This window comes from Rhizobium sp. LjRoot30, assembly GCF_964253915.1.
GTDB lineage: Bacteria > Pseudomonadota > Alphaproteobacteria > Rhizobiales > Rhizobiaceae > Metarhizobium.
Genome location: NZ_CAXUSG020000006.1, coordinates 60481 through 80840, shown reverse-complemented (window position 1 = coordinate 80840; position 20360 = coordinate 60481). Strand labels below are relative to the sequence as shown.

20 protein-coding genes are annotated in these 20360 nt (G+C 63.3%); 4 read left to right on the top strand and 16 right to left on the bottom strand.

All coding sequences use genetic code 11. The annotated features are described in order from the left end of the window. Positions 1-11: 11 nt before the first annotated feature. The 16 genes from ACSQ3I_RS13975 to ACSQ3I_RS13900 form a co-directional block, all read right to left on the bottom strand. Complete coding sequence (locus ACSQ3I_RS13975) at positions 12-755, bottom strand: SDR family NAD(P)-dependent oxidoreductase (RefSeq protein WP_435999815.1); 744 nt, start codon at positions 753-755, stop codon at positions 12-14. Further along, positions 752-1699, bottom strand: coding sequence for a 3-hydroxyacyl-CoA dehydrogenase (locus tag ACSQ3I_RS13970; protein ID WP_435999813.1), 948 nt, complete (start codon positions 1697-1699; stop codon positions 752-754). Before ACSQ3I_RS13970 ends, ACSQ3I_RS13975 begins: the two co-directional genes overlap by 4 nt. After that, positions 1696-2586 (bottom strand): N-acyl homoserine lactonase family protein, encoded by an 891-nt coding sequence (locus ACSQ3I_RS13965; protein WP_435999811.1) that lies wholly within the window; start codon positions 2584-2586, stop codon positions 1696-1698. The genes ACSQ3I_RS13970 and ACSQ3I_RS13965 overlap by 4 nt, the downstream gene beginning before the upstream one ends. Before the next feature lie 21 nt (positions 2587-2607). Further along, positions 2608-3171: a hypothetical protein gene (locus tag ACSQ3I_RS13960; protein ID WP_435999810.1), complete on the bottom strand. Its 564-nt coding sequence runs from the start codon at positions 3169-3171 to the stop codon at positions 2608-2610. Continuing rightward, positions 3168-4217, bottom strand: a complete 1050-nt coding sequence (locus ACSQ3I_RS13955; RefSeq protein ID WP_435999808.1) for a LacI family DNA-binding transcriptional regulator — start codon at positions 4215-4217, stop codon at positions 3168-3170. Before ACSQ3I_RS13955 ends, ACSQ3I_RS13960 begins: the two co-directional genes overlap by 4 nt. A 22-nt stretch (positions 4218-4239) precedes the next feature. Then, positions 4240-5526 carry a histidinol dehydrogenase gene (gene hisD, locus ACSQ3I_RS13950; protein ID WP_435999806.1) on the bottom strand — a complete coding sequence of 429 codons (1287 nt, stop codon included), beginning with the start codon at positions 5524-5526 and terminating at the stop codon, positions 4240-4242. 74 nt (positions 5527-5600) lie between these two features. Continuing rightward, positions 5601-6818 (bottom strand): sugar ABC transporter substrate-binding protein, encoded by a 1218-nt coding sequence (locus tag ACSQ3I_RS13945; protein WP_435999805.1) that lies wholly within the window; start codon positions 6816-6818, stop codon positions 5601-5603. A 181-nt stretch (positions 6819-6999) separates the two neighbouring features. Then, entirely contained in the window at positions 7000-8010 is a 1011-nt protein-coding gene (locus ACSQ3I_RS13940; RefSeq protein WP_435999803.1) for an ABC transporter permease, read from the bottom strand. Between the two features lie 17 nt (positions 8011-8027). Continuing rightward, positions 8028-9026 (bottom strand): ABC transporter permease, encoded by a 999-nt coding sequence (locus tag ACSQ3I_RS13935; protein WP_435999801.1) that lies wholly within the window; start codon positions 9024-9026, stop codon positions 8028-8030. Further along, positions 9026-10600: a sugar ABC transporter ATP-binding protein gene (locus ACSQ3I_RS13930; protein ID WP_435999799.1), complete on the bottom strand. Its 1575-nt coding sequence runs from the start codon at positions 10598-10600 to the stop codon at positions 9026-9028. Before ACSQ3I_RS13930 ends, ACSQ3I_RS13935 begins: the two co-directional genes overlap by 1 nt. A 384-nt stretch (positions 10601-10984) precedes the next feature. Continuing rightward, positions 10985-12154 (bottom strand): iron-containing alcohol dehydrogenase, encoded by a 1170-nt coding sequence (locus ACSQ3I_RS13925; protein ID WP_435999797.1) that lies wholly within the window; start codon positions 12152-12154, stop codon positions 10985-10987. A gap of 18 nt (positions 12155-12172) precedes the next feature. Continuing rightward, entirely contained in the window at positions 12173-13009 is an 837-nt protein-coding gene (locus tag ACSQ3I_RS13920) for an ABC transporter permease (protein ID WP_435999795.1), read from the bottom strand. After that, positions 13006-13881 carry an ABC transporter permease gene (locus ACSQ3I_RS13915; RefSeq protein ID WP_435999793.1) on the bottom strand — a complete coding sequence of 292 codons (876 nt, stop codon included), beginning with the start codon at positions 13879-13881 and terminating at the stop codon, positions 13006-13008. The genes ACSQ3I_RS13920 and ACSQ3I_RS13915 overlap by 4 nt, the downstream gene beginning before the upstream one ends. Positions 13882-13883: 2 nt before the next feature. Then, positions 13884-14978, bottom strand: coding sequence for an ABC transporter ATP-binding protein (locus ACSQ3I_RS13910; protein ID WP_435999792.1), 1095 nt, complete (start codon positions 14976-14978; stop codon positions 13884-13886). 87 nt (positions 14979-15065) lie between these two features. Next, complete coding sequence (locus ACSQ3I_RS13905; RefSeq protein ID WP_435999791.1) at positions 15066-16214, bottom strand: ABC transporter substrate-binding protein; 1149 nt, start codon at positions 16212-16214, stop codon at positions 15066-15068. A gap of 40 nt (positions 16215-16254) precedes the next feature. Further along, positions 16255-17598, bottom strand: a complete 1344-nt coding sequence (locus ACSQ3I_RS13900) for a glutamine synthetase family protein (protein ID WP_435999789.1) — start codon at positions 17596-17598, stop codon at positions 16255-16257. Positions 17599-17723: 125 nt separating this feature from the next. On the opposite strand from ACSQ3I_RS13900, the gene ACSQ3I_RS13895 reads away from it, so the two are divergent. The 4 genes from ACSQ3I_RS13895 (at position 17724) to ACSQ3I_RS13880 (ending at position 20304) form a co-directional block, all read left to right on the top strand. Further along, positions 17724-18521, top strand: a complete 798-nt coding sequence (locus tag ACSQ3I_RS13895) for a helix-turn-helix transcriptional regulator (RefSeq protein WP_435999787.1) — start codon at positions 17724-17726, stop codon at positions 18519-18521. Positions 18522-18600: 79 nt separating this feature from the next. Continuing rightward, the gene (locus ACSQ3I_RS13890; protein ID WP_435999785.1) at positions 18601-18798 is read left to right on the top strand and encodes a heavy-metal-associated domain-containing protein; all 198 of its coding nucleotides are present in this window, start codon (positions 18601-18603) and stop codon (positions 18796-18798) included. Between the two features lie 160 nt (positions 18799-18958). Next, on the top strand, positions 18959-19321 hold the full coding sequence (locus tag ACSQ3I_RS13885; RefSeq protein ID WP_435999783.1) for a YbaN family protein: 363 nt from the start codon (positions 18959-18961) through the stop codon (positions 19319-19321). A 71-nt stretch (positions 19322-19392) separates the two neighbouring features. Next, positions 19393-20304, top strand: coding sequence for a LysR substrate-binding domain-containing protein (locus tag ACSQ3I_RS13880; protein ID WP_435999782.1), 912 nt, complete (start codon positions 19393-19395; stop codon positions 20302-20304). Positions 20305-20360: the final 56 nt, after the last annotated feature.

Genomic DNA, 20360 nt, shown 5'->3' with positions numbered 1-20360 from the left:
CTGCCGCGGCATCACCCGAGCGGCCGCCCGCCATCGACGGGGATGACGGCGCCGGTCATGAAGGTCAGTGTCGTTGCGGCGGCGATAACGGCCTGCGCCACCTCGTCGGGATCGGCCAGCCGCTTTAGCGGCGTGCGCTCGGCCTGCTGGTTGCGCCAGGAGACGTCGAGGGACTGCACGAATTCCGTATCGACCAGGCCCGGCGCCACCGAGACGACGCGCACCTGCGGTGCCAGCGCCCGGCCGAGCGATTTCGTCAGGTTGTCGACGGCGGCTTTCGAGGCGCAATAGGCGATGTTGCTGCCCATGGCCGTGTTTGCGGCAATCGAGGAGATGTTGACGACAAGCCCCTCACCGCCTTCACGCAGAAGCGGCAACATTGCCCGCGTCACGGCGATGACGCCTCGGACATTGACGGACAGGATGTCGTCGATCAACGCGTCATCCAGCGCATCGAGATCGCCGTGCGCCACGAAACGGGTGATGCCGGCGCAGTTGACGAGGATATCGAGCGCGCCGAACTCCGCCTGCAGGCGTTCGGCCGCCGATGCCAGTGCCGGCGTATCCGTCACCGGCGCATGCACAGCCAGGTGCCCCTCGCCTGGCAGGGCGGCGACAAGTGCCTCTGCCTTGGCCGCCGTGTTGTATCCAACCGCGACGCGGGCACCGCTTTTCGCCAGCGCGATGCAGATCGCCTTGCCGAGGCCGCCGGCACCGCCGGTGACGAAGGCCGTCTTGCCATCCAGCCGCATCATTTGTCCTTATCCTGTGCCTTGCGGAAGGCCGCAAGCCTGGTGAGATAGGCGTCCCGCCAATCCCTCCGGCCGGCGAGGTCTTCGGCCGGCAATGCTGCGCGCCGTTCGGCGGTGACATCCGCGATCAGTTCCGGCGACCATGGGCGCGGCGCGGTGCGCGACTGCGCGATGCCGTGGTAGAGCGGCCCGAGGCGTTCGGCATAATCCTTGACGCCGCCGGGGGCGTTGAGGTCGATGGTTTCGAACGGACCCATGAACGACCAGCGCAGGCCAAGCCCATAAGACACCGTCTTGTCGATGTCGGCAGCGCTGGCATAACCCTCCTCGAACAAGGCCCACGCCTCGTTGAGCAAGGCGCCCTGCAAGCGATTGAGGATGAAACCCTCGATCTCGCGGCGCACCAGAACCGGCACCTGCCCGACCTGCGTCATCAGCGCATCGACAGCGCCCACGGCGCCGGCATCGGTCCAGGGCGCCGGCACGATCTCGACGACCGGCACCAGATGCGGCGGATTGACGGGATGCGACACCATGAAGCGTGCGCGGTTGGCGCATTGTTCGGTGAAGGCCGAGGCCGGAATGCCGGAGCTGGAACTGCCGACGATGGTTTTTGGCCCCATCACCTTGTCGATCGCCAGCGACACCTCGGTCTTCACATCGACACGTTCGAACACCGATTCCTGCACGTAGTCGGCTTCGGACACGGCAGCCGCCAGATTGTCCACGACGCTGATGCGGTCAAGTACGGCGGCGGGATCGTCGACGAGACCGGCGGTCTGCAGGTCCTTGAGGCCGGTTTCGATGTGGCCCTTGACCTTGGCGCGGATCGCCTCGTTCGGATCGAAGATCGTCACGCCAAGGCCGGCGCGGGCGAAAACGATCGACCATCCGGAGCCGACAAGGCCGGCTCCGACGATGCCAATGTTACGGATCTCCCCGCTCATGCCGAAACCTTGGAGGGTTCGCCGTCCGCGAGGCAAATCTCGGTGATGCGCAGGCCTTCCTTGGTGATGCGCGACGGGAAGGTGTCCCGCAGGCGCTCTTCATGGATCGGGATGACGCGGTGGGCATCGTGGCCGGCCTGCTTCATCATCTCTTCGGTCGCCAGCACCAGGTTGGTCTGGCTGCCGACGGCAAGGCCGACCGGCACGTAGATATCGTCGAGATCGACGGCGCTGCCCGGCCCCTTGATGTTCTCGAAGACATAGACGAGGTCGCCGGCGAGCACCCAGGGATCGGCGGATTCCGTCTTGCCGTCGTTGCGCACCGTCACCCACATCGAGCCGTAGGTGTGGCTGTCGAAAGCGGCATGCAGGTCGATGCCGGGCAGAACGTCGGTCAGCGAGCCGTCCACCGTCACCAGACGGCGGTCGCGGGCCAGATCGACACCGCGGACGATATCGCCCGGATCGACGGCGACCATCATCCACCGCATGCGATCCGGCAGCGACATGGCCCAGACCCACTTGGCGATTTCGCGCTCCTGGATGTAGAATTTCGCCTTCGGGAAATCCTCGACATTGCCGAAATGGTCGAAGTGCGCGTGGGTGATGAACACCGTATCGACGTCTTCCGGCGCCACGCCGATTTCGGAGAGCACGACCTTGGGGCTGCGCCAGTTCTCGACGCCGAACTTGTCGCCGAGGTGTTTTCCGTAGGCCTTGTCGTTGTAGCCGACATCGACCATGGCAATGTGGTCTTTGCCCTTGATCACGACGTAGCAATAGGGAAGCTTGACGTAGCCCTGGTTATGCGCGCCGTAGAGTACGCCGCTCTTGTGGTAGTTGGCCACGAAACTGTATTCGCAGACCCAGATCGAATAATCGCTCATTTCTCCTCCCTTGGATAAAAATCAGTGCTGCGGCCCGCAGCTGCAGCAGGCATGGCTAAAATCGACCATGGCAAGCCCCGCTTTCTCGCTCGCCGTGGTCTGCAGGGCGCGGTAGGCCTCCTTGATCCGGTCTCCGGCCTGATCGAGTGCCTCGTCCGTGCGGTCCGGCCGGCCCAGTTTTTCGATATGCGCCAGCACGTCGCCGCAGCAGACCGTCGCCGCCTCCAGCCGTCGGCGATGTTCGGCAAGCGGCGATGGCGCGTTGAGAGCCGAAAGTGCTGCGGCGCATTTTTGCCAGCGTTGGCGTGCCGCTTCCATTTCCGGCAGGTCGAGCAGTTCGCGGCGGCGGGTCAGCCGCGCCAGGATCAGGAACCCGGCAAGCTGGCCGACGATACGCCGCAGGTCCTCGAAGACGACGCGGGCGGCAACGGCATAAGATCCGGCGGCATCGCTGGCGAGGTCGCGGGCAAGCGTGCCCTGGTCAATCGCCGGTGTCGCGGCAAACGAGCCGGCCGAGGCCAGCAGCTCGCAATCCGGCCGGTGCACGGTGACCAATCGGTCGAAAAGGGCTCGGGCCTCGCTCATTCCGTCTCCTCCGTGCGCCAGCGTGTGGTGTTGCGTTCGATGACGCCGCTTGGAACGATGCGACGCACCACCGGCTTCTCCTCCGGATTGGCAGCCAGCGCCCTGGCAAATTCTACTGTCGTCGCCAGCATCTCGTCCACCGGCTGGCGGATGGTGGTGAGGCTGTGCGATGGCCAATGGGCCATGGAAATATCGTCGAAGCCGATCACCGAGAGATGTCTTGGCACATCCAGCCCCAGTTTTTCGCGCACGCCCTCGATGAAGCCGATCGCCAGGATGTCGTTGGCGCAGAACACCCCGTCCGGGCGTGCGGGCAGTCCGGCAAAGGCGTCCGCGGCGGCGTAGCCGGCCTCGTAGCTGAAGCGGCCGGCCTCGATGACAACCGGTTCCGCCAGTCCCCGCTCTTTCGCCCGGTCGACGAAACCCTGCTTGCGCTCGACATTGGTCGAGGCATCCGGAAAGGCCGAGACGTAGGCGAGTGAGCGATGGTTGCGGTCGATCAGGAAGTCGGCGGCCCGGCGTCCCCCTTCGCGGTTGTCGCAGCTGACGCCGAAACATTCCGGATCGAGCGACAGGCGGTTGAAGAAGATGCAGGGGCTGCCGGCCGCCCGACATTCCCGCATCGCTTCCGACGACAGCGAGGCTGCCAGGATGATCACCAGGTCCGGCTGGTAGGACAGGAGCAGCCGCACGGCATCGTCCACCTTGGCGGAGTCGCTTGCCGCCACCAGCATAACATTCATGCCGATCGCCTGCAGGTCCTCCGTCAACCGGGTCATCACCTCCGGGTAGAAGGGGTTGTTGATGTCCGAAACCACCATGCCGACGATCTGCGTCTTCTTGGTGATCAGGCTCTGCGCGAAGGGGTTCGGCTTGTAGCCGATCTCCTGGGCGCGGGCGAGCACGGCCTCGCGGGTGGCGGGAGCGATGACGGCATCGGCATAGAAGGCCCGGGAGACGGTGGAAACCGACATCCCGAGATCGCGCGCCAGGTCCTTGACGGTCACGCGCGGCTTACTTTGACGATTCAGGGTCTTGGCCTTCATGCGCTCCTCGCTGGTTTACCGATCAGGCCGAGTTGGAGCCGCCGTACCGCCGAACACGAATGTTCGCCTGTTCGGCATGGCCGGCAAAACCTTCGAGCTGGCACAGGCGTGAGCAATATTCGCCCACGAGCGCGCTGGCCTCGTCAGTGACAACCCGCTGATAGGTGCATGTCTTGATGAATTTTCCCACCCACAGACCACCCGTATAGCGGGCCGCCTTCTTTGTCGGCAAGGTGTGATTTGTGCCGATCACCTTGTCTCCGTAAGCGACGTTGGTGCGCGGGCCGAGGAACAGGGCACCGTAGTTGCTCATGTTGGCGAGGAAGTAGTCCGGATCGGCGGTCATTACCTGCACATGCTCGTAAGCAAGATCGTTGGCGACCGCCAGCATTTCCTCGTCGCTATCGCAGACGATCACCTGGCCGTAATCGTCCCACGCCTTGCGGGCGATGTCGGCGGTGGAGAGGATGCCGAGCTGGCGTTCGATCTCCGCCAGCGTGTCATGGGCAAGCTTTTCCGAGGTGGTGAGCAGCACCGCAGGGCTGGTCGGCCCGTGTTCGGCCTGGCCGAGCAGGTCGGTGGCGCAGATTTCGCCGTCCACCGTCTCGTCGGCGATGACCAACGTTTCCGTCGGGCCGGCGAAGAGGTCGATGCCGACGCGGCCGTAGAGCTGGCGCTTGGCTTCCGCCACGAAGGCGTTGCCGGGACCGACGATCATGTCGACGGCTTCGATGCTTTCGGTGCCGAGCGCCATGGCGCCCACTGCCTGGACGCCGCCCAGCACGTAGATCTCATCGGCGCCACCGAGATGCATGGCGGCGACGATGGCCGGATGCGGCTCGCCGTGGAACGGCGGCGCGCAGGCGATCACCCGCTTGACGCCGGCGACCTTGGCGGTGACGACGCTCATATGCGCCGAGGCGACCATCGGATATTTGCCGCCGGGCACATAGCAGCCCACGGCGTTGACCGGGATGTTCTTGTGACCGAGGAAAACGCCGGGCAGCGTTTCGACCTCGAGGTCGAGAATGCAGGCGCGCTGCTTTTCCGCGAAATTGCGGACCTGGGCCTGGGCAAAACGGATATCGTCGAGATCGCGCTTGGAAACCTTGGCGATCGCCGCCTCGATCTCGGCTTCCGTCAGGCGGAAAGCCTTGGGCGTGTATTTGTCGAATTTGGCCGATAGTTCCCGAACGGCCGCATCGCCGCGTGTGCCGATATCGGCCAGAATTCCTTCCACCGTCGTCTTCACCGCCGCATCATTGGCGGCAATGGCGTCGGCATCCTGACCCTTCTTCAAAAATCTCATGTCTGCGTACCTTTTCGACCTTTCGGGGAGGAGCAGCGCACAGCGCGCTGCCCCGATTTTTCATGTCTTGCAGCTTAAGGCTGGACGGTCGGTTCGATCTTCGTCAGGTGATAGAGATCGGCCGGCGGTTCGCAGCCCTGGCAATTGATTTCCGGCTCGTTCGGAGCAAGCTTGACCTCTGCCGGCAGGGCCTGGATCGTCGCGCCTTCGACCGGCGTGCCGTTCAGGGCGGACTGGATGGACAGTTCCGGCAGCAGTACCGGATCGAGCACTTCCGTCACGAAGGACGAGGGCACGACGCCATCGGCAAACGCGTTGCAGCCGTCCTCGAACTTCTCGCCCTTGCAGATCTTGACCTTGTCGGCCGGAACCCACGGCAGCGGATATTCGATGTTGGTGGCGGCCAGTTCACGCTTCTTGGTGAGGATTTCCATCATCAGCTTGAAGGCGTAACCCGACTGGGCCGGCGGCGAGCCGGCGGAAACGCCGCGCAGGCCCTTTTCCTGCATTGCCGGATCGGCAAGCGCCAGGCGGAAGCCGTTGGAGTTTTCGCCGGTCATCGGCACCAGCTTGCCGCCCTTGTCGAGCAACGCCTGGATGGCGCCGTATTCGCCAGCCTGTGCCCAGATGCCATCGACATCAGGATGGGCGACGAGCGCCTTGGCGGTTTCCTGCTGCGTCGTGCGGTCGTCCCAGAAGGAATAGTATTCGGCAGCGATCTCGATGCCCGGATACTTCTTGAAAACGCTCAACGCACCGTCGGTGTGACGCTTGTCGACCGAGTTGCCGGGAACGCCACGCGACAGGAAGATCTTGCCCTTGCCGCCGAGTTCGTTGACCAGTGCCTGGGCGGAGTTTTCACCAAAACCCGAAGTGATGTAGCTGACATTGTAGGCGCAGGGCTGCGTTACCGTTGCGTCGTACATGAAGAACAGCACGCCGGCTTCGCAACCGCGCTTGATGGTGCGGTTCAGCGCCGTCGAGGAAATCGGGAAGCTGACGATGCCGTCTGCGCCGGCTTCGATCATGCTTTCGTAAGCCGAGATCTGCGCCTGCGGATCGGTGCCCGAAATCACTTCCGTGAGTTCGACCATGTCGTTGTAGGGCGGCGTTGCCGCCAGTGCCTTGACGATGTTGGCGGCTTCCGACTGCCAGGAATTGCCGCTGTAGCTCAGGCTCAGGTAGATCTTGAATTTCTTGCCGTCCTGGGCGTGGGCCGGCTGGCTGACCACACCCGAACCGAACGTCGCCGCCATCATGGCCGTGGCGAGCATCAACATTGAACGCTTCATCAGTTTCTCCTCCTTCAAAAGTCTCTCTGGACCCACAGTGAGAACGTTCTCACTATTCCTCAAAAAATATATCTGCGCTTCCCCCAGGGCATTCCGCTCTCATGAAACGCTGAACGACCCTGCCCTTTTTTGTCACGCAATTCCGGACGCAAAACCGCTGTCCAGCTTTGCCGGAATTGCTTTACCCACCCGTCTTCGGTTTGCCGGACAGGCCTCGAAGCCGCTCGAACAGTTCCTCGCGCAGCAGGAGGAGAGCGACCAGAATGATCCCGCCTTCGATGATGGTGCGAAGCCCCTGCTCCAGACCGATGGCGGCAATGACGGTGCCAACGGTGGTGAGCAGGATGGCGCCCCCGACCGTGCCGGCGAAGTTGCCGTTGCCGCCGAGGATCGAAGAGCCGCCGATGACCACAGCCGCAATCGACGGCAGCATGTAGTTGTCGCCCATGCGCAGCGTCGCGCCGTTGGCATAACCCACCAGCATCATGCCGACGAAGCCGGCGCAGATGGCGCTGATCACGTAGGGCAGCACCGAGACCAGCGTGATCGGTACGCCGGCGATCCGTGCGGCATCCTTGTTTGTGCCGAGGGCATAGAGGTAGCGGCCGAAGACGGTGCGGCTCTGCACGACCCAGCCGACGACGGCGAAGATCACCAGGAAAAAGACCGGTGCCGGGATGCCGAGCCACGAGCCCTTCATCAAAAGCAGCAGGACCTCCGGCGAAGCGCCGCGTGGCGTGCCGTTGGTGAGCCCCAGGGCGGCCGACGAGACGATGATCGAGGTTGCCATGGTCATGATGAACGGCGGAACTTTCAGCCAGACGATGCCGATGGCCGAGGCCAGACCGACGCCGCCGCAGATCGCCAGCACGAAGGGCAGCATGTACCAGGCGCCCGGCCCGTTGCCGATCCAGGTTGTGGTGAGCACGCCGCCGAGGGTGATCACGGCCGGCAGCGACAGATCGAGGCCGCCGGTGAGGACCACCAGCCCCTGCCCGAAGGACAGCACGACCAGGAAGGAGGCCAGCGTCAGCACCGTCAGTACCTGCTGCCAGGAACCCAGCGACGGGCTGACCAGCCGCGAGGCAAGGATCAGCACGATGCACAGGACGAAGACCGCGATGGCGCTGACCGTATGCCGGTCGATGCGGCGTGCCTTGCGTGTATCCTGCTCTGCTTGGAATTTGCTCATCACGTCTACCTGCGAAGTCATGCGGCCGTCCTCCGGCCTGTCAGGCGGGCAAAGGCGCTGCCGAAGACGATGGCGAGCACCAGGACGACGCCCTGGAAAATACCGGTGTAGAAAGAGGAGACGCCGCCGGAAAACAGCACCTTCTGCAAAAGCATCAGCGTCGCCGCACCAAGGATCGAGCCGATCAGCCCGCCGCGGCCGCCCGAAAGCGAGGTGCCGCCGAGTGCCACAGCCGCAAAGGCCAGCATCAGGAAGGGCGTGCCGGAATTCGGATTGCCGGTCGCCGTCTGGGCGCTGAGCATGAAGCCGGCGAGGCCGTAGATCATGCCGGCGCCGACGAAGGCGGCGAAACGCACCTTGATGACCGAAATGCCCGAAAGCGAGGCTGCCTGCTCATCGGCGCCGACAGCATAGAGGCCGAGACCGAGATTGGTGCGCTTGAAGACCAGCCAGGCGAAAACGACGGCCAGCACGAACAGGCCGGAGATCGGCAGCACGCCGAACAGGCGGTCGGTCAGTTCGTAGCTCACCCAGTCGGCCACCATGCCGCCCGGCGCATCGAGGATGACCAGCGCCAGCCCCTGGCAGACGATCATCGTCGCCAGCGTTGCAGCAATCGCCTGCAGGCGCAGGATCGCCACCAGCCAGCCGTTGACGGCACCGACGATGCCGCCGACCGCGAGGCATATCGCCAGTGAAACCACCGCGCCAAAAGGGCCTTCCTGCGGATAGACCGCCATCAGCACGTTGGTAAGCGAGATGACGCCGGCGACCGACAGGTCGAAACCGCGCGACAGCACCACCAACGTCTCACCGGCGGCGGCGATGGCCAGCGGCACGGAGTTGTTGACGAGGTTGGTGAAGGTGCTGGACGACAGGGCACTCGGCTGCAGGATCGCATAGATGGCATAGAGCAGCACGTAGAGCACGAAGACGATGCCGGCGCCGCTGGTCAGGAGCTTCATCGGCTGGGCGCGCCGCATGCGGTGCGGTGTGGAATGGGTGAGACTGGCCATCAATGCACTCCTGCGCTTGCCCGGCGGGTAGCGCCGCCATGGCCGATCAGCGCGGCGACCAGCGCCTGTTCGTCGATGTCCTCGCCGGTGAATTCGCTGAAAATCCGGCCGCCGTAGAGCACCATGCAGCGATGGGCGAGCTGGACGATCTCCGGCAGTTCGGAGGAATAGAACAGCACCGAACCGCCCTGTTCGGCAAAATTGCTGATCGCCGCATAGATCGATTGCTTGGTGCCGACATCGACGCCGCGGGTCGGGTCGAAGAGCAGCAAGGTCTGGGCGCCGGTCGCCATGACGCGGGCGAGCAGCGCCTTCTGCTGGTTGCCGCCCGACAGGTCGCCGATGGGGAAGGAGAGATACCGCTGGCTCATCTCGACGCGCTGGGCGTGCTCTTCGCTCGCTGCCCGTTCGTTGCGGCCGGAGACGAGGCCGGCCTTGCTGACCGTGGGCAGGATCGGCAGCACGATATTGCTGGCCGCCGACAGTCCGGAGAGGATGCCTTCCGTCTTGCGCTCCTCCGGCAGGTAGGCAATGCCGCCGCCGACGCGCAGGGCGTGGCTCGGGCCACGCAACGCCTGCGCCACGCCGTCGATCGAAATCATGCCCGAGGCCGGCTGGCGCAGGCCTGCCAGCGTGCGGAACAGTTCGCGCTGCCCCTGCCCTTCGAGCGCGGCGATGCCAAGGATCTCGCCCTTGCGCAATTCGAAGGAGACGTCCTTCAGCGTGTCGCCGGCCATGCCGGAAACGGACAGGACGACTGGGGCGTTCAAGGCCGCTGCCGTATTCGCCGCCGCCCGGCGGGCCGCATGGCCACGACGGCCGACCATCATCTCGAAAATATCGCCGTCAGTGGCGGCGGAAAGCTCCACCGTGGCGATGGAGCGGCCGTTGCGCAGCACGGTCGCCCGGCTGCACAATGCCCGAACCTCGCTCAGCCGGTGGGAGATATAGAGAACGGCCATGCCCTTTGCCGTTGCAGCGCGGACATGGTCGAAAAGCCATTTGGTATCGGCAAGTGCTGCCGTCGGTTCGTCGAGGACGAGAACATGGCGGGCATTGACGAAGGCGCGGACGATTTCGATGCGCTGGCGGTCGGCAAGCGGCAGGCTTTCCAGCGTTGCACCGGGATCGATATGGTCGAGGCCGTAACGCGCCAGAATGTCGGCGCCGGCCTGCCAGGTGCCGGCGGCCGACGTCATGCCCGCAACGCCCTTCGGCAGCTTGGGCAGAAGCAGGTTCTCGGCAACAGACAGATTGGGCAGCAGGCTCAGTTCCTGGAAAGCGGTAGCGACACCTTCCGCGCGAGCGGCGGAGATGGATGTCGGCGCATAAGCCTGACCCTTGAGAACCATGCCGCCGGCATCGGGACGCACGACGCCGCTGAGAATTTTCACGAGGGTGGACTTGCCGGCGCCGTTTTCGCCGAGCAACGCATGCACTTCGCCGGCCATCAGTGTCATCGCCGCATTCTCGACGGCGACGGTTGCGCCGTAAGCCTTGCGGATCGCTTCGACAGACAGGGCCACCTCCCCCGTGCCAACTGGCACGGCAGGCCCGGAAACCGGCTCTTGCATGCATTTCCTCCCATGATCTCAGAGCACTGGTAACGTTCTCTGAGAACGTTCTCATTCGTAGATCAACGTATTTTTCGTGTCAACGGGGTAATTACGTGCAGGGCGAATTTGGAAGGGAGCGGAAGGGTCATTTTCCAAGGCGAAGACTGCTGGAAAAGGTCGCGACATTCACCATCCGTCATCCTCGGCCTTGAGCCGAGGATCTGCCAACCTATTGATGTGGTTGGATCCTCGGCTCAAGACCGAGGATGACGTCGCGTGTGTGGAAACGGCTTGGAAAAAAAGCGGGCGCGACAGTTTCGCGCCCGCTCAATTACACAGATGAAGCTCCGTTGCGGAAGCATTGGCGTTGGACTTTGCCCGCCATGCCCGGCTTTGAGCGGCTTACTTCCCGGAAGCCGCCGCAAGGATGGATTTCAGGCCGGCCTCGTCAAGCGCCACCGGATTGCCCCCGGCGCAGGGATCGACCACGCCCATCGTTGCCACCTTGTCGGCATCGATGTCGGTCAGGCCCATGCCCGAAAGCTTCTCCGGGATCGACAGATCGCGGCGCAGGTCCAGGATCCAGTCGACGACGCCGTCTGCGTCGTGGCGCGGCAGGTCGAGGAAGCGAGCCAGCAGCCCGAGCTTGTCGGCAATCGCCGGAGTATTGAATTCGACGACGTAGGGCATCAGCACGGCGTTGAGCAGGCCGTGATGCGCATCATAGAGCGCGCCGAGCGGATGGGCGAGCGCATGGATGGCGCCCAAGCCCTTCTGCAGCGCGACGCAGCCCATGCCGGAGGCGATCAGCATCTGGCCGCGGGCTTCCAGATTGTTGCCCTCGTGCACGGCGAGCGGCAGCCACCGCTTGATCAGGCGCAGGGCGTTGAGCGCGATGCCTTCGGCCATCGGGTGGAATGACGGCGCGCTGAAGGCCTCGAGCGCATGTGACAGGGCGTCCATGCCGGTCGCGGCGGTGATGTGGGCCGGCAGGCCGGTGGTCAGTTCCGGGTCCATCACCACGATGTTCGGCATCATCTTCGGATGGAAGACGATGACCTTGCGCTTTTCCGTGTCGTGGGTGATCACCGACGAGCGGCCCAGTTCCGAACCGGTGCCGGCGGTCGTCGGGATGGCGATGACCGGCACGAGGCTGCCGGTATCGGCGCGCGTCCAGTTGTCGCCGATGTCCTCCAGGTCCCACATCGGGATCGTCTGGCGGGCCATGAAGGCAACGGCCTTGGCCGCATCCAGCGCGCTGCCGCCGCCAATGGCGACGACGAGGTCATGGTCGCCGCTGACGAAGGCCTCGACGCCGTCGGCGACGTTCTGGCCGGTCGGGTTGGGCTTGACGTTCCAGAACAGGCCTACATGCAGTCCGCCGGCTTTCAAGACCTCCAGCGTCCGCTGAACCGGGAAAAGATCCTTCAGGCCGGCATCGGTGATGACGAGCGGACGGCTGGCGCCGAGTTCGCGCACCATCTCGGCAAGGCCCGAGATGCGGCCGTTGCCGAAACGGACGGCGGTTGGAAAGCTCCAGTTGCTGGTGGTGGCAAGCGTATCGATGGGCATGGGTAAACTCTTGATGTGTCAGGAAGACGGAAGGGATGCCGACTGGCGTTTCAGGGCGCGGCGGCGTAGCACCTCGGCGGTCACGACAAGCAGCAGGGCGGGAACGAGGTTGAGGGTCGCCAGCGCCGGATAGATCGGCGAAGAGCCGACGGCGATACCGCTGTAAACGAAGATCGGCAGCGTCCGCGCCGTGCCCGCCAGCGAATAGGAGACGTAGAAATTGCCCCAGGAGAGCAGGAAGGCGAAGATAGCGGCGGAAAAAATCCCCGGCCACAGCAGCGGAAAGGTGATCTCGCGAAACACTTCCCAGCCGTTGGCACCCGCATCGCGGGCGGCATCCTCCAGCGTGTCGTCGAAGCCATAGACTTGGACCGCGACGATGACGAGGGCGAACGGCGTGATGTAGACCACATGGCCGATGATCACCGTTGCAAGCCCGGTGGAAAAGCCGAGCCAGTTGCCGAGCACCGAAAACCACAGGAGCATGACGACGCCGAGCAGCAGCTGGGGAAACAGAAGCGGCGCGAAGGTGACGGCGCGGAAGGCCGATTGCAGGCGAAAACGATAGCGGATCCAGGCGACCGCGCCGGCCGTGCCGAAAGCCGTGGCGAAAACCATAGAAATGGCGGCGACCACGGCGGAGTTGATGACCGCCGGGAAGAAATCCGGGCGGCTGATCAACTCGCTATACCAGGCCAGCGAAAAACCTTCGATCGGCAGGGTCAGCACCCGGCTGGATGTGAAGGAAAAGGCAACGAGCGTGATGATCGGCGCGTAGAAGAACAACAGCAATGCCAGGACGCTGCCGATGAGCACGGTGTCGAGGACGATATCCTTGAAGCGCGGCGACATCATGCGGGTCTCCCTTCGTTTGTCCGGCGGCGCATGGTCAGGGCTGCGGAGAGCACGAGGGTCAATGCGCCGATGGCGATGAGCACGAGGGTGAGCGCCGCTCCCAGCGGCCAGTTCACGCGGGTTTCGAAACTCTGGCGGATCAGTTCCGAGGCCAGCGGCGCGGTGCCGCCGCCGAGAACGCGGGGTTCGAGGAAGGCGCCGAGGCTGAGCACGAACACCAGCACCGCACCGGAATACAGGCCCGGGCGCGACAGCGGCAAGGTGACCTCGAAAAAGGTACGCAGCCGCGAGGCGCCGGCGTCATAGGCGGCCAGTACGAGATCGCGATCGATGCGCACCAGGGAAAGATAGATGGTGAACATCGGATAGGTGACGAGATTGTAGACCATGCCGATCATCGTGCCGGCGGGCGTGAACAGCAGGTTGAGCATTTCCGGCGGAAAGCCGACATGCATCAGCAGCCAGTTCGCCACCCCGTTCTTGTCGAGGATGAGGATCCAGCCGAACGTCTTGAGCACGGCATCGGTCAGGAAGGCGAAGATGATCAGGATCTGGATCTGCGTCTTGTAGGTCTTGAGACGGGTCGCCATGGCATAGGCGGCGGGATAGGCGATCAGCACGCAGAGAAGAACGCAGACAACCGCCATGCCGACCGTGCGCAGCATGATCGTCCAGTAATGCGGCTTGGAAAAGACCTCGGTCCAGATCTTCAGGTTCCAGGTCCAGGACAGACGGTAGTACTGCGTCGTCTGGAAGGTCAGCACCGCCGTCATCAACAGCGGGATGAGGAAGAAGACCACCATGACGATCGCCAGTGGCGCGACCATGGCGATGAGGACCGGATCTTTCCAGGATTTCTGTTCGATCTTCATGCTCACTCCGACAGAAGGAAGGCGTGAGCGGGGAAGAAGCCGACGCGGACCTTTTCGCCGACGCGGGCCGGGAGCACGATCGAGCCGGGCAGGTCCATGACGACGGCGGCGGACAGGCCGGGAACCCGAATGCGGTACTGAGTCGAGGCGCCCTTGATAAAATATTCCTCGACTTCTCCTTCCAGCACCCATTCGCCGGGGGATGCCGTTTCGGTGACGAAACGCGTGCTTTCCGGCCTGACCAGAAGCGCGGTGCCGGATGCCGACAGGGAGGGCGAGACGTAGTCGGCCGGAATTTCGGCAGACGCGCCGGCAACCAGCGGAGAGGTAACTGTCGCACCCGTAGCGGTTTTTTCGACGGAAACCGGCAGGAAGTTGGTTTCGCCGATAAAGCCGGCGACGAACATGTTGGCCGGGCGGTAATAGATGTCGGCAGGCGTGCCGATCTGCACGACATGGCCGCTGCGCATGACGCAGATGCGGTCGGCAAGCATCATCGCCTCTTCAAGATCGTGGGTAACCAGCACGAAGCTGGTGCCGATCTCGCGGTGCAGCTTCTTCAGCTCCGCCTGCAGCGATTTCTTGAGCTTGGCATCCAGCGCGCTCATCGGCTCGTCGAGAAGCAGCACGCCCGGTTGGGACACGAGGGCGCGTGCCAGCGCCACGCGCTGCTGCTCGCCGCCGGAAAGCTGTGCCGGATAACGCTCAAGATATTCCGGTTTGAGATGCATCAGGTCGAGCATGGCGCGGACACGGCTGTCCGATTCCGATTTTTCGATCTTCTGCAGCTTGAGGGGGAAGCCGATGTTTTCGGCAACGGTCTTGTGCGGAAACAATGCCAGCTTCTGGAAAACCATCCGGGTCGGGCGGTTGGCGGCGGGCACGCCACGCATATCCTTGCCTTGAATTTCCAGACGGCCGCCGGTCGGCTCCTCGAAACCGGCCAGGATCTTCAGAAGTGTCGTCTTGCCGCAGCCGGATGGTCCAACCAGCGCCAGAAATTCGCCTGCTCCGACTTCCAGGGAGACGCCGTGCAGGGCACGCGCCGATCCATAGTCTTTCACAATGTCGGCGGCATCGATAATGGGGCCTACCAAGCTCAGCTTCCTTAATACCTGAATACAGAAATAGAACAGGACGGGCCGGCCCTTCGGCGGCCCGTCGCAGCAGCATTTCACACCCGATTAGCGGGCGGCAAGTTCTTCCTGCCAGATCGCCAGCATATCGTCGATATTCGGCGCGGCGGTGTGGAACTGGCTGTTGTCCCAGGCCGTCCACATGTAGTCCATCTGCAGCGCCTTCTTCTCCGCGTCGGAGAACAGGGCTTCGGCCTTGCTGTTCGGCACGAGGTTGCAGGTGGCTTCGGTAATGGCAAGCTGCTTTGCGACTTCCGGAGAGACGATATACTTCAGGAAGTCTGCAGCGATCTGCGAATTCTTGCCGTTGTCGATGAGGCCGGTCGCTTCCATCCAGATGATGCCCTGTTTCAGGCCGTTCTTCGGCTCGGGCACGATCGACTGGATGTAGTCGTGACCCTTCAGGCGCAGGGCGGAGGTGGCGTAGGTGCCGCCGCCGATGAGCGCGCGGAACGAACCGTCGATCAGGCCCTTCTGGGCAATCGCCAGGTCGGCGACGATGGCACGGGTGTTCTTGAAGGCGGCGCGAAGAACCTTGCGGACTTCGTCGAGGGCCGCCTGGTCGAGTTCTTCGTAAGGGTTGACGCCGGCATAGAGCGCGAGCGGCATGATTGGCCAGTCACCCCAATCGAGCAGGCAAATCTTGTCCTTGTAGGCGCTATCGAAGACAGGCGCATAGCTGGACCAGGTCTCCAGCTTGTCGAACTTGGTGTTGACGGTCGGGCCGACCCAGCCCCAGCGCGTCGGCAGGCCGGTCGCCTTGCCGTCGAACTGCAGCGGCGCGAAGGGGGCGCGGAACTGCGGATAAAATTCCGCAAACTGTTCGGCGAAATCCGCCTCTTCGATAAAGCGGCAGAAGCCGGCCGGACCCATGCGCTGGATCCACGGGCTATCGGACGAAACGAGGTCGAAATCGCGCGAGGCACCGGCTGCCAGCTTGGCGAAACCGCCGGCGGAATCGGTGATCAGGTCGATGGAGATCGACGCGTCCTTCTGCTTCTGGAAGGGCTCGAGAATGCTGGGGGTGTTGTAACCCTCCCAGCACATGTAGTTGAGGCTCTCGGCCGCCTTGGCATCACGCGACGCCAGGAAGTTGCCGGCGACCGCGGCGAGGCCGAGCCCGCCCATGCCCTTGAGCACGGAGCGGCGGCCGACGCTGCCGAATGTGTTGCCGATACCTGCTGTTCCCTTTTTCATTTTTCTTCCTTTCTCCTGATTTTCTATCGTCCGGGGTGGATCAGACAACGCCCAGATAACGCCTGATCTCCCACTCACTGACCTGTCTCTGGTATTCTGCGTATTCCACATCGCGGCTTTCCGCGAAGCTCTCGACGAAATCCTCGCCGAATGTCGTGCGGGCGAAGGTGCTGGCCCGAAGCCGCGCCGACGCTTCATGAAGATCACGCGGGAAAACGGCTTCCGGCGCGGGCTTGGCGGCGTAGAAATCTTCCCCGCTGCTCGCTGGCGGCTCGATTGCTTCGCGAATGCCGGCAAGGCCTGAGCCGAGAAGCATCGACAGCGCCAGATAGGGATTGGTGTCGGCCGAGGGGACGCGGAATTCGATGCGTGTCGCTTCCGGCGTATCGTTGATGACGCGAACCGCAGCCGTCCGGTTCTGCACGCCCCAGTTGGCGGCGGTCGGCGCCCAGGCGCCCGGCACCAGCCGCTTGTAGGCATTGACCGTCGAGGAGCACATCGCCAGCAGTTCCGGCATGTATTTCAACAGGCCGCCAAGGAAATGGCGGGCGGTCTGGCTCAATCCGTCCGGCGCGGAGGGGTCGGCGAAAACGGCGTTACCGGCCTTGTCGCGCAGCGAAAGATGCAGGTGCCCCGATTGCCCGGACAGTTTCGGCGACAGCTTCGACATGAAGCTCACCGTCTTGTTGTTGCGGGCAAAATAGGCGCGGGCGAAATTCTTGAACAGCATCGCATCGTCGGCCGACTTGATGCCTTGCGCATGCACCAGCGGCGCTTCGAAGCAGCCGGGGCCGAGTTCGGTGTGGATCGCGTCGAGCTTGACGTCCATGGTCGCCATCGTCGCATCGAGGCCCTGCAGCAGGTCGCCGTAGAGGGCGGAGGTCTGCAGCGAATAGGTGCGGTTGCCCTGGGCGAAGTGCGTCAGGTCGCGATATTGTTTCGCCCGCATGCTTTCGGCCGTTTCGTCGAAGACGAAGAACTCGAATTCGAAGGCGGAATGGACGTCGAAGCCGAGATCCGCAGCCTGCTCAAGCTGGGCAAGGCAGACGTTGCGCGGCGACCGGCGGCCGAACTCGCCGCTGAAATCGGCCAGGCACAATGCGGTGTTTTCGGCGAAGGGATAGCGGCGGACGCTATCGGCAAAAATCGTCGCCGGGCGGTCGACGAAGGAGCCGTCACGATAGGTGCTTTCGGCGATATCCCAGAAATACAGCACCTCGCAGAAGGGATAACCGCCCTTGGCCAGCTTGGCGGCTTTTTCCGCCGAGACGAGCTTGTCGCGGAACTCGCCTTCCGGATCGACCATGCCGATATGCACGGTGCGGGCACCGATTTCCTGGAGCTTTGTTTCGAAGGTTTTGGACGGATCGCTTGATTTCGGCATGGCTCTCATCTCAGTATCGGATTAGAGCCTAGGCGGGCTGCCCAGACATGGAAATATCCCGAAGGGGATAGAAGCATATGCGGTCCCGCAGATAAAGCTTTGAGGAATTGGCGGAAGGACAATCATTGGACAGGGGATTTGCCGCGTGGAACAGCGCGGTCGCAGCAGCCGTGGATACCATCGGAACGCATGATTTTCCGCGGCGCCTGGAAACGGCGCTGAAAACGATCATCGATTTCGATATCCTGATGGTCTTCGGTTATGATGGGCCGGGCAAGCCGGTGTGCTGCTATCACAATATCGACGAACATCGCGCCCGTACTGTCGTTGATGCCTATGTCTCCGGTCCCTATCTTCTGGATCCCTTTTATGGTGCGGCCATGGACAAGAAGGTCGGCGGCCTTCGGCGGCTCAAGGACATGGCGCCCGACCATTTCTACAGTTCGGAATATTACAAGCAGCACTATGTCCGCACCGGCATCCGCGACGAAATCGGCTTCGTCTGCCGTCCGGCCAACTGGGCGGCCGTGGTGGTGAGCTTTACCCGCCCGACGACGGCACCCGCCTTTGGCCGGCGCGAGCTCGCGTCGGTGCGTGACGCCGAACCGCTGCTGCGTGTGCTCGGCGAGCGGCACTGGCGACGCGACGATCCGGCATCCGGCATCCCCGAACGCCTGTCATCGCCGCAAAGCCCGATCAACGAAACGCTGAACCGCATGACCGACGGCATCCTGACGCCGCGGGAAATCGAGATCACCTCGCTGATCCTGCGCGGGCACTCGAACGCCTCGATCTCCGAAAAGCTCAAGATCACCGCGGGCACGGTGAAGATCCACCGCAAGAACATTCACCAGAAGCTGAATATCTCCAGCCAGTCCGAGCTGTTTAGCATGTTCATCCAGGAGCTTTCCTCGGCGAAGTAGCACGGGAGAAAAGATTTCGATTGACCTTCCAGTCGCTGGAAGGTGCATACCGACAGCATCGAAATCTCAGGAGCACATCATGCTGAAATTTTCCGTCCCCGACATGTCCTGCGGCCATTGCGTCGGCGCGATCACCAAGGCTGTCAAGGAAATCGACGCGGCAGCCAAGGTGGATGCCGATCTCGACCGCCAGACCGTTTCCATCGAAACGCTTGCGGGCGCCGACAAAATCGCTAAGGCTCTCGACGACGCCGGTTATCCGGCAACGATTCAATAAGCCTGCCAAAGCGCGCGGCGCGGCGGTCGAGCCTGGAGCCTTTCCGGTTAACTCCTGTTCACCGGAAAGGCTCCAGTTTCTTGTTTTTACCGCATTGTCCGACGCTGAAGCGAATTCGCTTCAGCTGGAAATGCTCTAGGGAAACACCCGGACCGCTGTCATGCGTTTGCTTTACCTCTGTCTCGGCTGGATCATGGTGGGTGTGGGCATTGTCGGGGCCTTCCTGCCCGTATTGCCGACAACGCCGTTCCTGTTGCTGGCCGCCTGGCTTTTTGCCCGCTCCTCGCCCCGCCTCGAGGCCTGGCTCCTGTCGCATCGCATCTTCGGCCCGCCGCTCAGGGACTGGCGGGAGCGCGGCGCGATCAATCGCAAGGCGAAGATCACCGCCTGTGTTTTGATGGCGGCGAGTTATGCCGTCTTCTGGTTTGCGCGCCAGCCGGGGCCGCTGGCCGCCATCCTGCTGGCCGCCGTCATGCTCTGCAGCGCGACATTCATCCTCACCCGGCCGGATGGCCGCCGATAGACCTGCCGGGCAAAACTGCAGCTTCCGCCCTCTCCTCGCCGCCGCTATAGATGCGTTGAGGAGACCAAACCATGCCGCCTTTGCCCGTGCCCCTGAATGCGCTGCGCGCTTTCGAAGCCGTCGCCCGGCATCTTGGCATCCGTCCGGCGGCGGAAGAGCTTGGTGTCACGCCCTCGGCGGTCAGCCACCAGCTGCGGCAACTGGAGGAAAGCCTCGGCGTCGAGCTTCTGCGCCGTAACGGCCAGCGGCTGGAGCTGACATCGGCCGGCGAAGCGCTGGCGCCCGATCTGACCGCCGGCTTTTCCCGTATCACCACAGCCGTCGGCAAGCTGAAGAGCGAAGGCAAGAGCGGCCCGCTGCGCGTGAGCGTGCTGCCAACTTTTGCGGTGCAATGGCTGTCGCCGCGGCTTGCCTCCTATCCGTTCGAACGGCCGGGGTACGAATTGCTGATCTCGACGACGCAGGAGATGGTCGAACTCGGTACCGGCACCCATGATGCCGCGATCCGCTACGGCAAGGGCGTCTGGCCAGGCCTTGTCGCCCACAAGCTGTTCACCGAAAACGATGCTCTGCTTGGTCCGCCCGGCCTCTTGCCCGATGACGAGGCGGCGTCGCGCCGACAGCTTGCCCGTACCCATCTTTTCGTTTCCCGCAATCGCCATCCGAATTTTCTGGAATGGAACGCGACGTTGTCCGGCGGCCCGATCACGCCGGCCTCCGTCGTCATCGTCGATTCCGCCGGGCTTGGCCTGCGGGCTGCCATCGACGGTGCGGGCGTCACGCTGGCCGGCGCCGAAATGGCGGCTTTCGACATCACGGCCGGGCGGCTGAAGATGGTGTTCGGTCACACGATGATCCATGGCAGCAGCTATTATCTCGTTTATCCGCCCGCATTGGAGCGCGACCGTCGGCTGAAGAATGTCCGCGCCTGGCTGATGGCGCAGATCGCCGCAGCGCAGCAGGTGACAGCCGGCCGCGGATAGTGGCGGCTCGGCCCCTTCATCGTTGCTTGCAACTGAGAAGAACTCATCACGGCGCG

Bases quoted from the DNA above. Each gene is read 5' to 3' on its own strand.
- hisD (WP_435999806.1), bottom strand. From the start codon at position 5,526: ATGAGATTTTTGAAGAAGGGTCAGGATGCCGACGCCATTGCCGCCAAT.
- ACSQ3I_RS13890 (WP_435999785.1), top strand. From the start codon at position 18,601: ATGCTGAAATTTTCCGTCCCCGACATGTCCTGCGGCCATTGCGTCGGC.
- ACSQ3I_RS13905 (WP_435999791.1), bottom strand. From the start codon at position 16,214: ATGAAAAAGGGAACAGCAGGTATCGGCAACACATTCGGCAGCGTCGGC.
- ACSQ3I_RS13880 (WP_435999782.1), top strand. From the start codon at position 19,393: ATGCCGCCTTTGCCCGTGCCCCTGAATGCGCTGCGCGCTTTCGAAGCC.
- ACSQ3I_RS13930 (WP_435999799.1), bottom strand. From the start codon at position 10,600: ATGCAAGAGCCGGTTTCCGGGCCTGCCGTGCCAGTTGGCACGGGGGAG.
- ACSQ3I_RS13920 (WP_435999795.1), bottom strand. From the start codon at position 13,009: ATGATGTCGCCGCGCTTCAAGGATATCGTCCTCGACACCGTGCTCATC.
- ACSQ3I_RS13935 (WP_435999801.1), bottom strand. From the start codon at position 9,026: ATGGCCAGTCTCACCCATTCCACACCGCACCGCATGCGGCGCGCCCAG.
- ACSQ3I_RS13970 (WP_435999813.1), bottom strand. From the start codon at position 1,699: ATGAGCGGGGAGATCCGTAACATTGGCATCGTCGGAGCCGGCCTTGTC.
- ACSQ3I_RS13925 (WP_435999797.1), bottom strand. From the start codon at position 12,154: ATGCCCATCGATACGCTTGCCACCACCAGCAACTGGAGCTTTCCAACC.
- ACSQ3I_RS13940 (WP_435999803.1), bottom strand. From the start codon at position 8,010: ATGAGCAAATTCCAAGCAGAGCAGGATACACGCAAGGCACGCCGCATC.
- ACSQ3I_RS13915 (WP_435999793.1), bottom strand. From the start codon at position 13,881: ATGAAGATCGAACAGAAATCCTGGAAAGATCCGGTCCTCATCGCCATG.
- ACSQ3I_RS13960 (WP_435999810.1), bottom strand. From the start codon at position 3,171: ATGAGCGAGGCCCGAGCCCTTTTCGACCGATTGGTCACCGTGCACCGG.
- ACSQ3I_RS13900 (WP_435999789.1), bottom strand. From the start codon at position 17,598: ATGCCGAAATCAAGCGATCCGTCCAAAACCTTCGAAACAAAGCTCCAG.
- ACSQ3I_RS13965 (WP_435999811.1), bottom strand. From the start codon at position 2,586: ATGAGCGATTATTCGATCTGGGTCTGCGAATACAGTTTCGTGGCCAAC.
- ACSQ3I_RS13945 (WP_435999805.1), bottom strand. From the start codon at position 6,818: ATGAAGCGTTCAATGTTGATGCTCGCCACGGCCATGATGGCGGCGACG.
- ACSQ3I_RS13975 (WP_435999815.1), bottom strand. From the start codon at position 755: ATGATGCGGCTGGATGGCAAGACGGCCTTCGTCACCGGCGGTGCCGGC.
- ACSQ3I_RS13955 (WP_435999808.1), bottom strand. From the start codon at position 4,217: ATGAAGGCCAAGACCCTGAATCGTCAAAGTAAGCCGCGCGTGACCGTC.
- ACSQ3I_RS13885 (WP_435999783.1), top strand. From the start codon at position 18,959: ATGCGTTTGCTTTACCTCTGTCTCGGCTGGATCATGGTGGGTGTGGGC.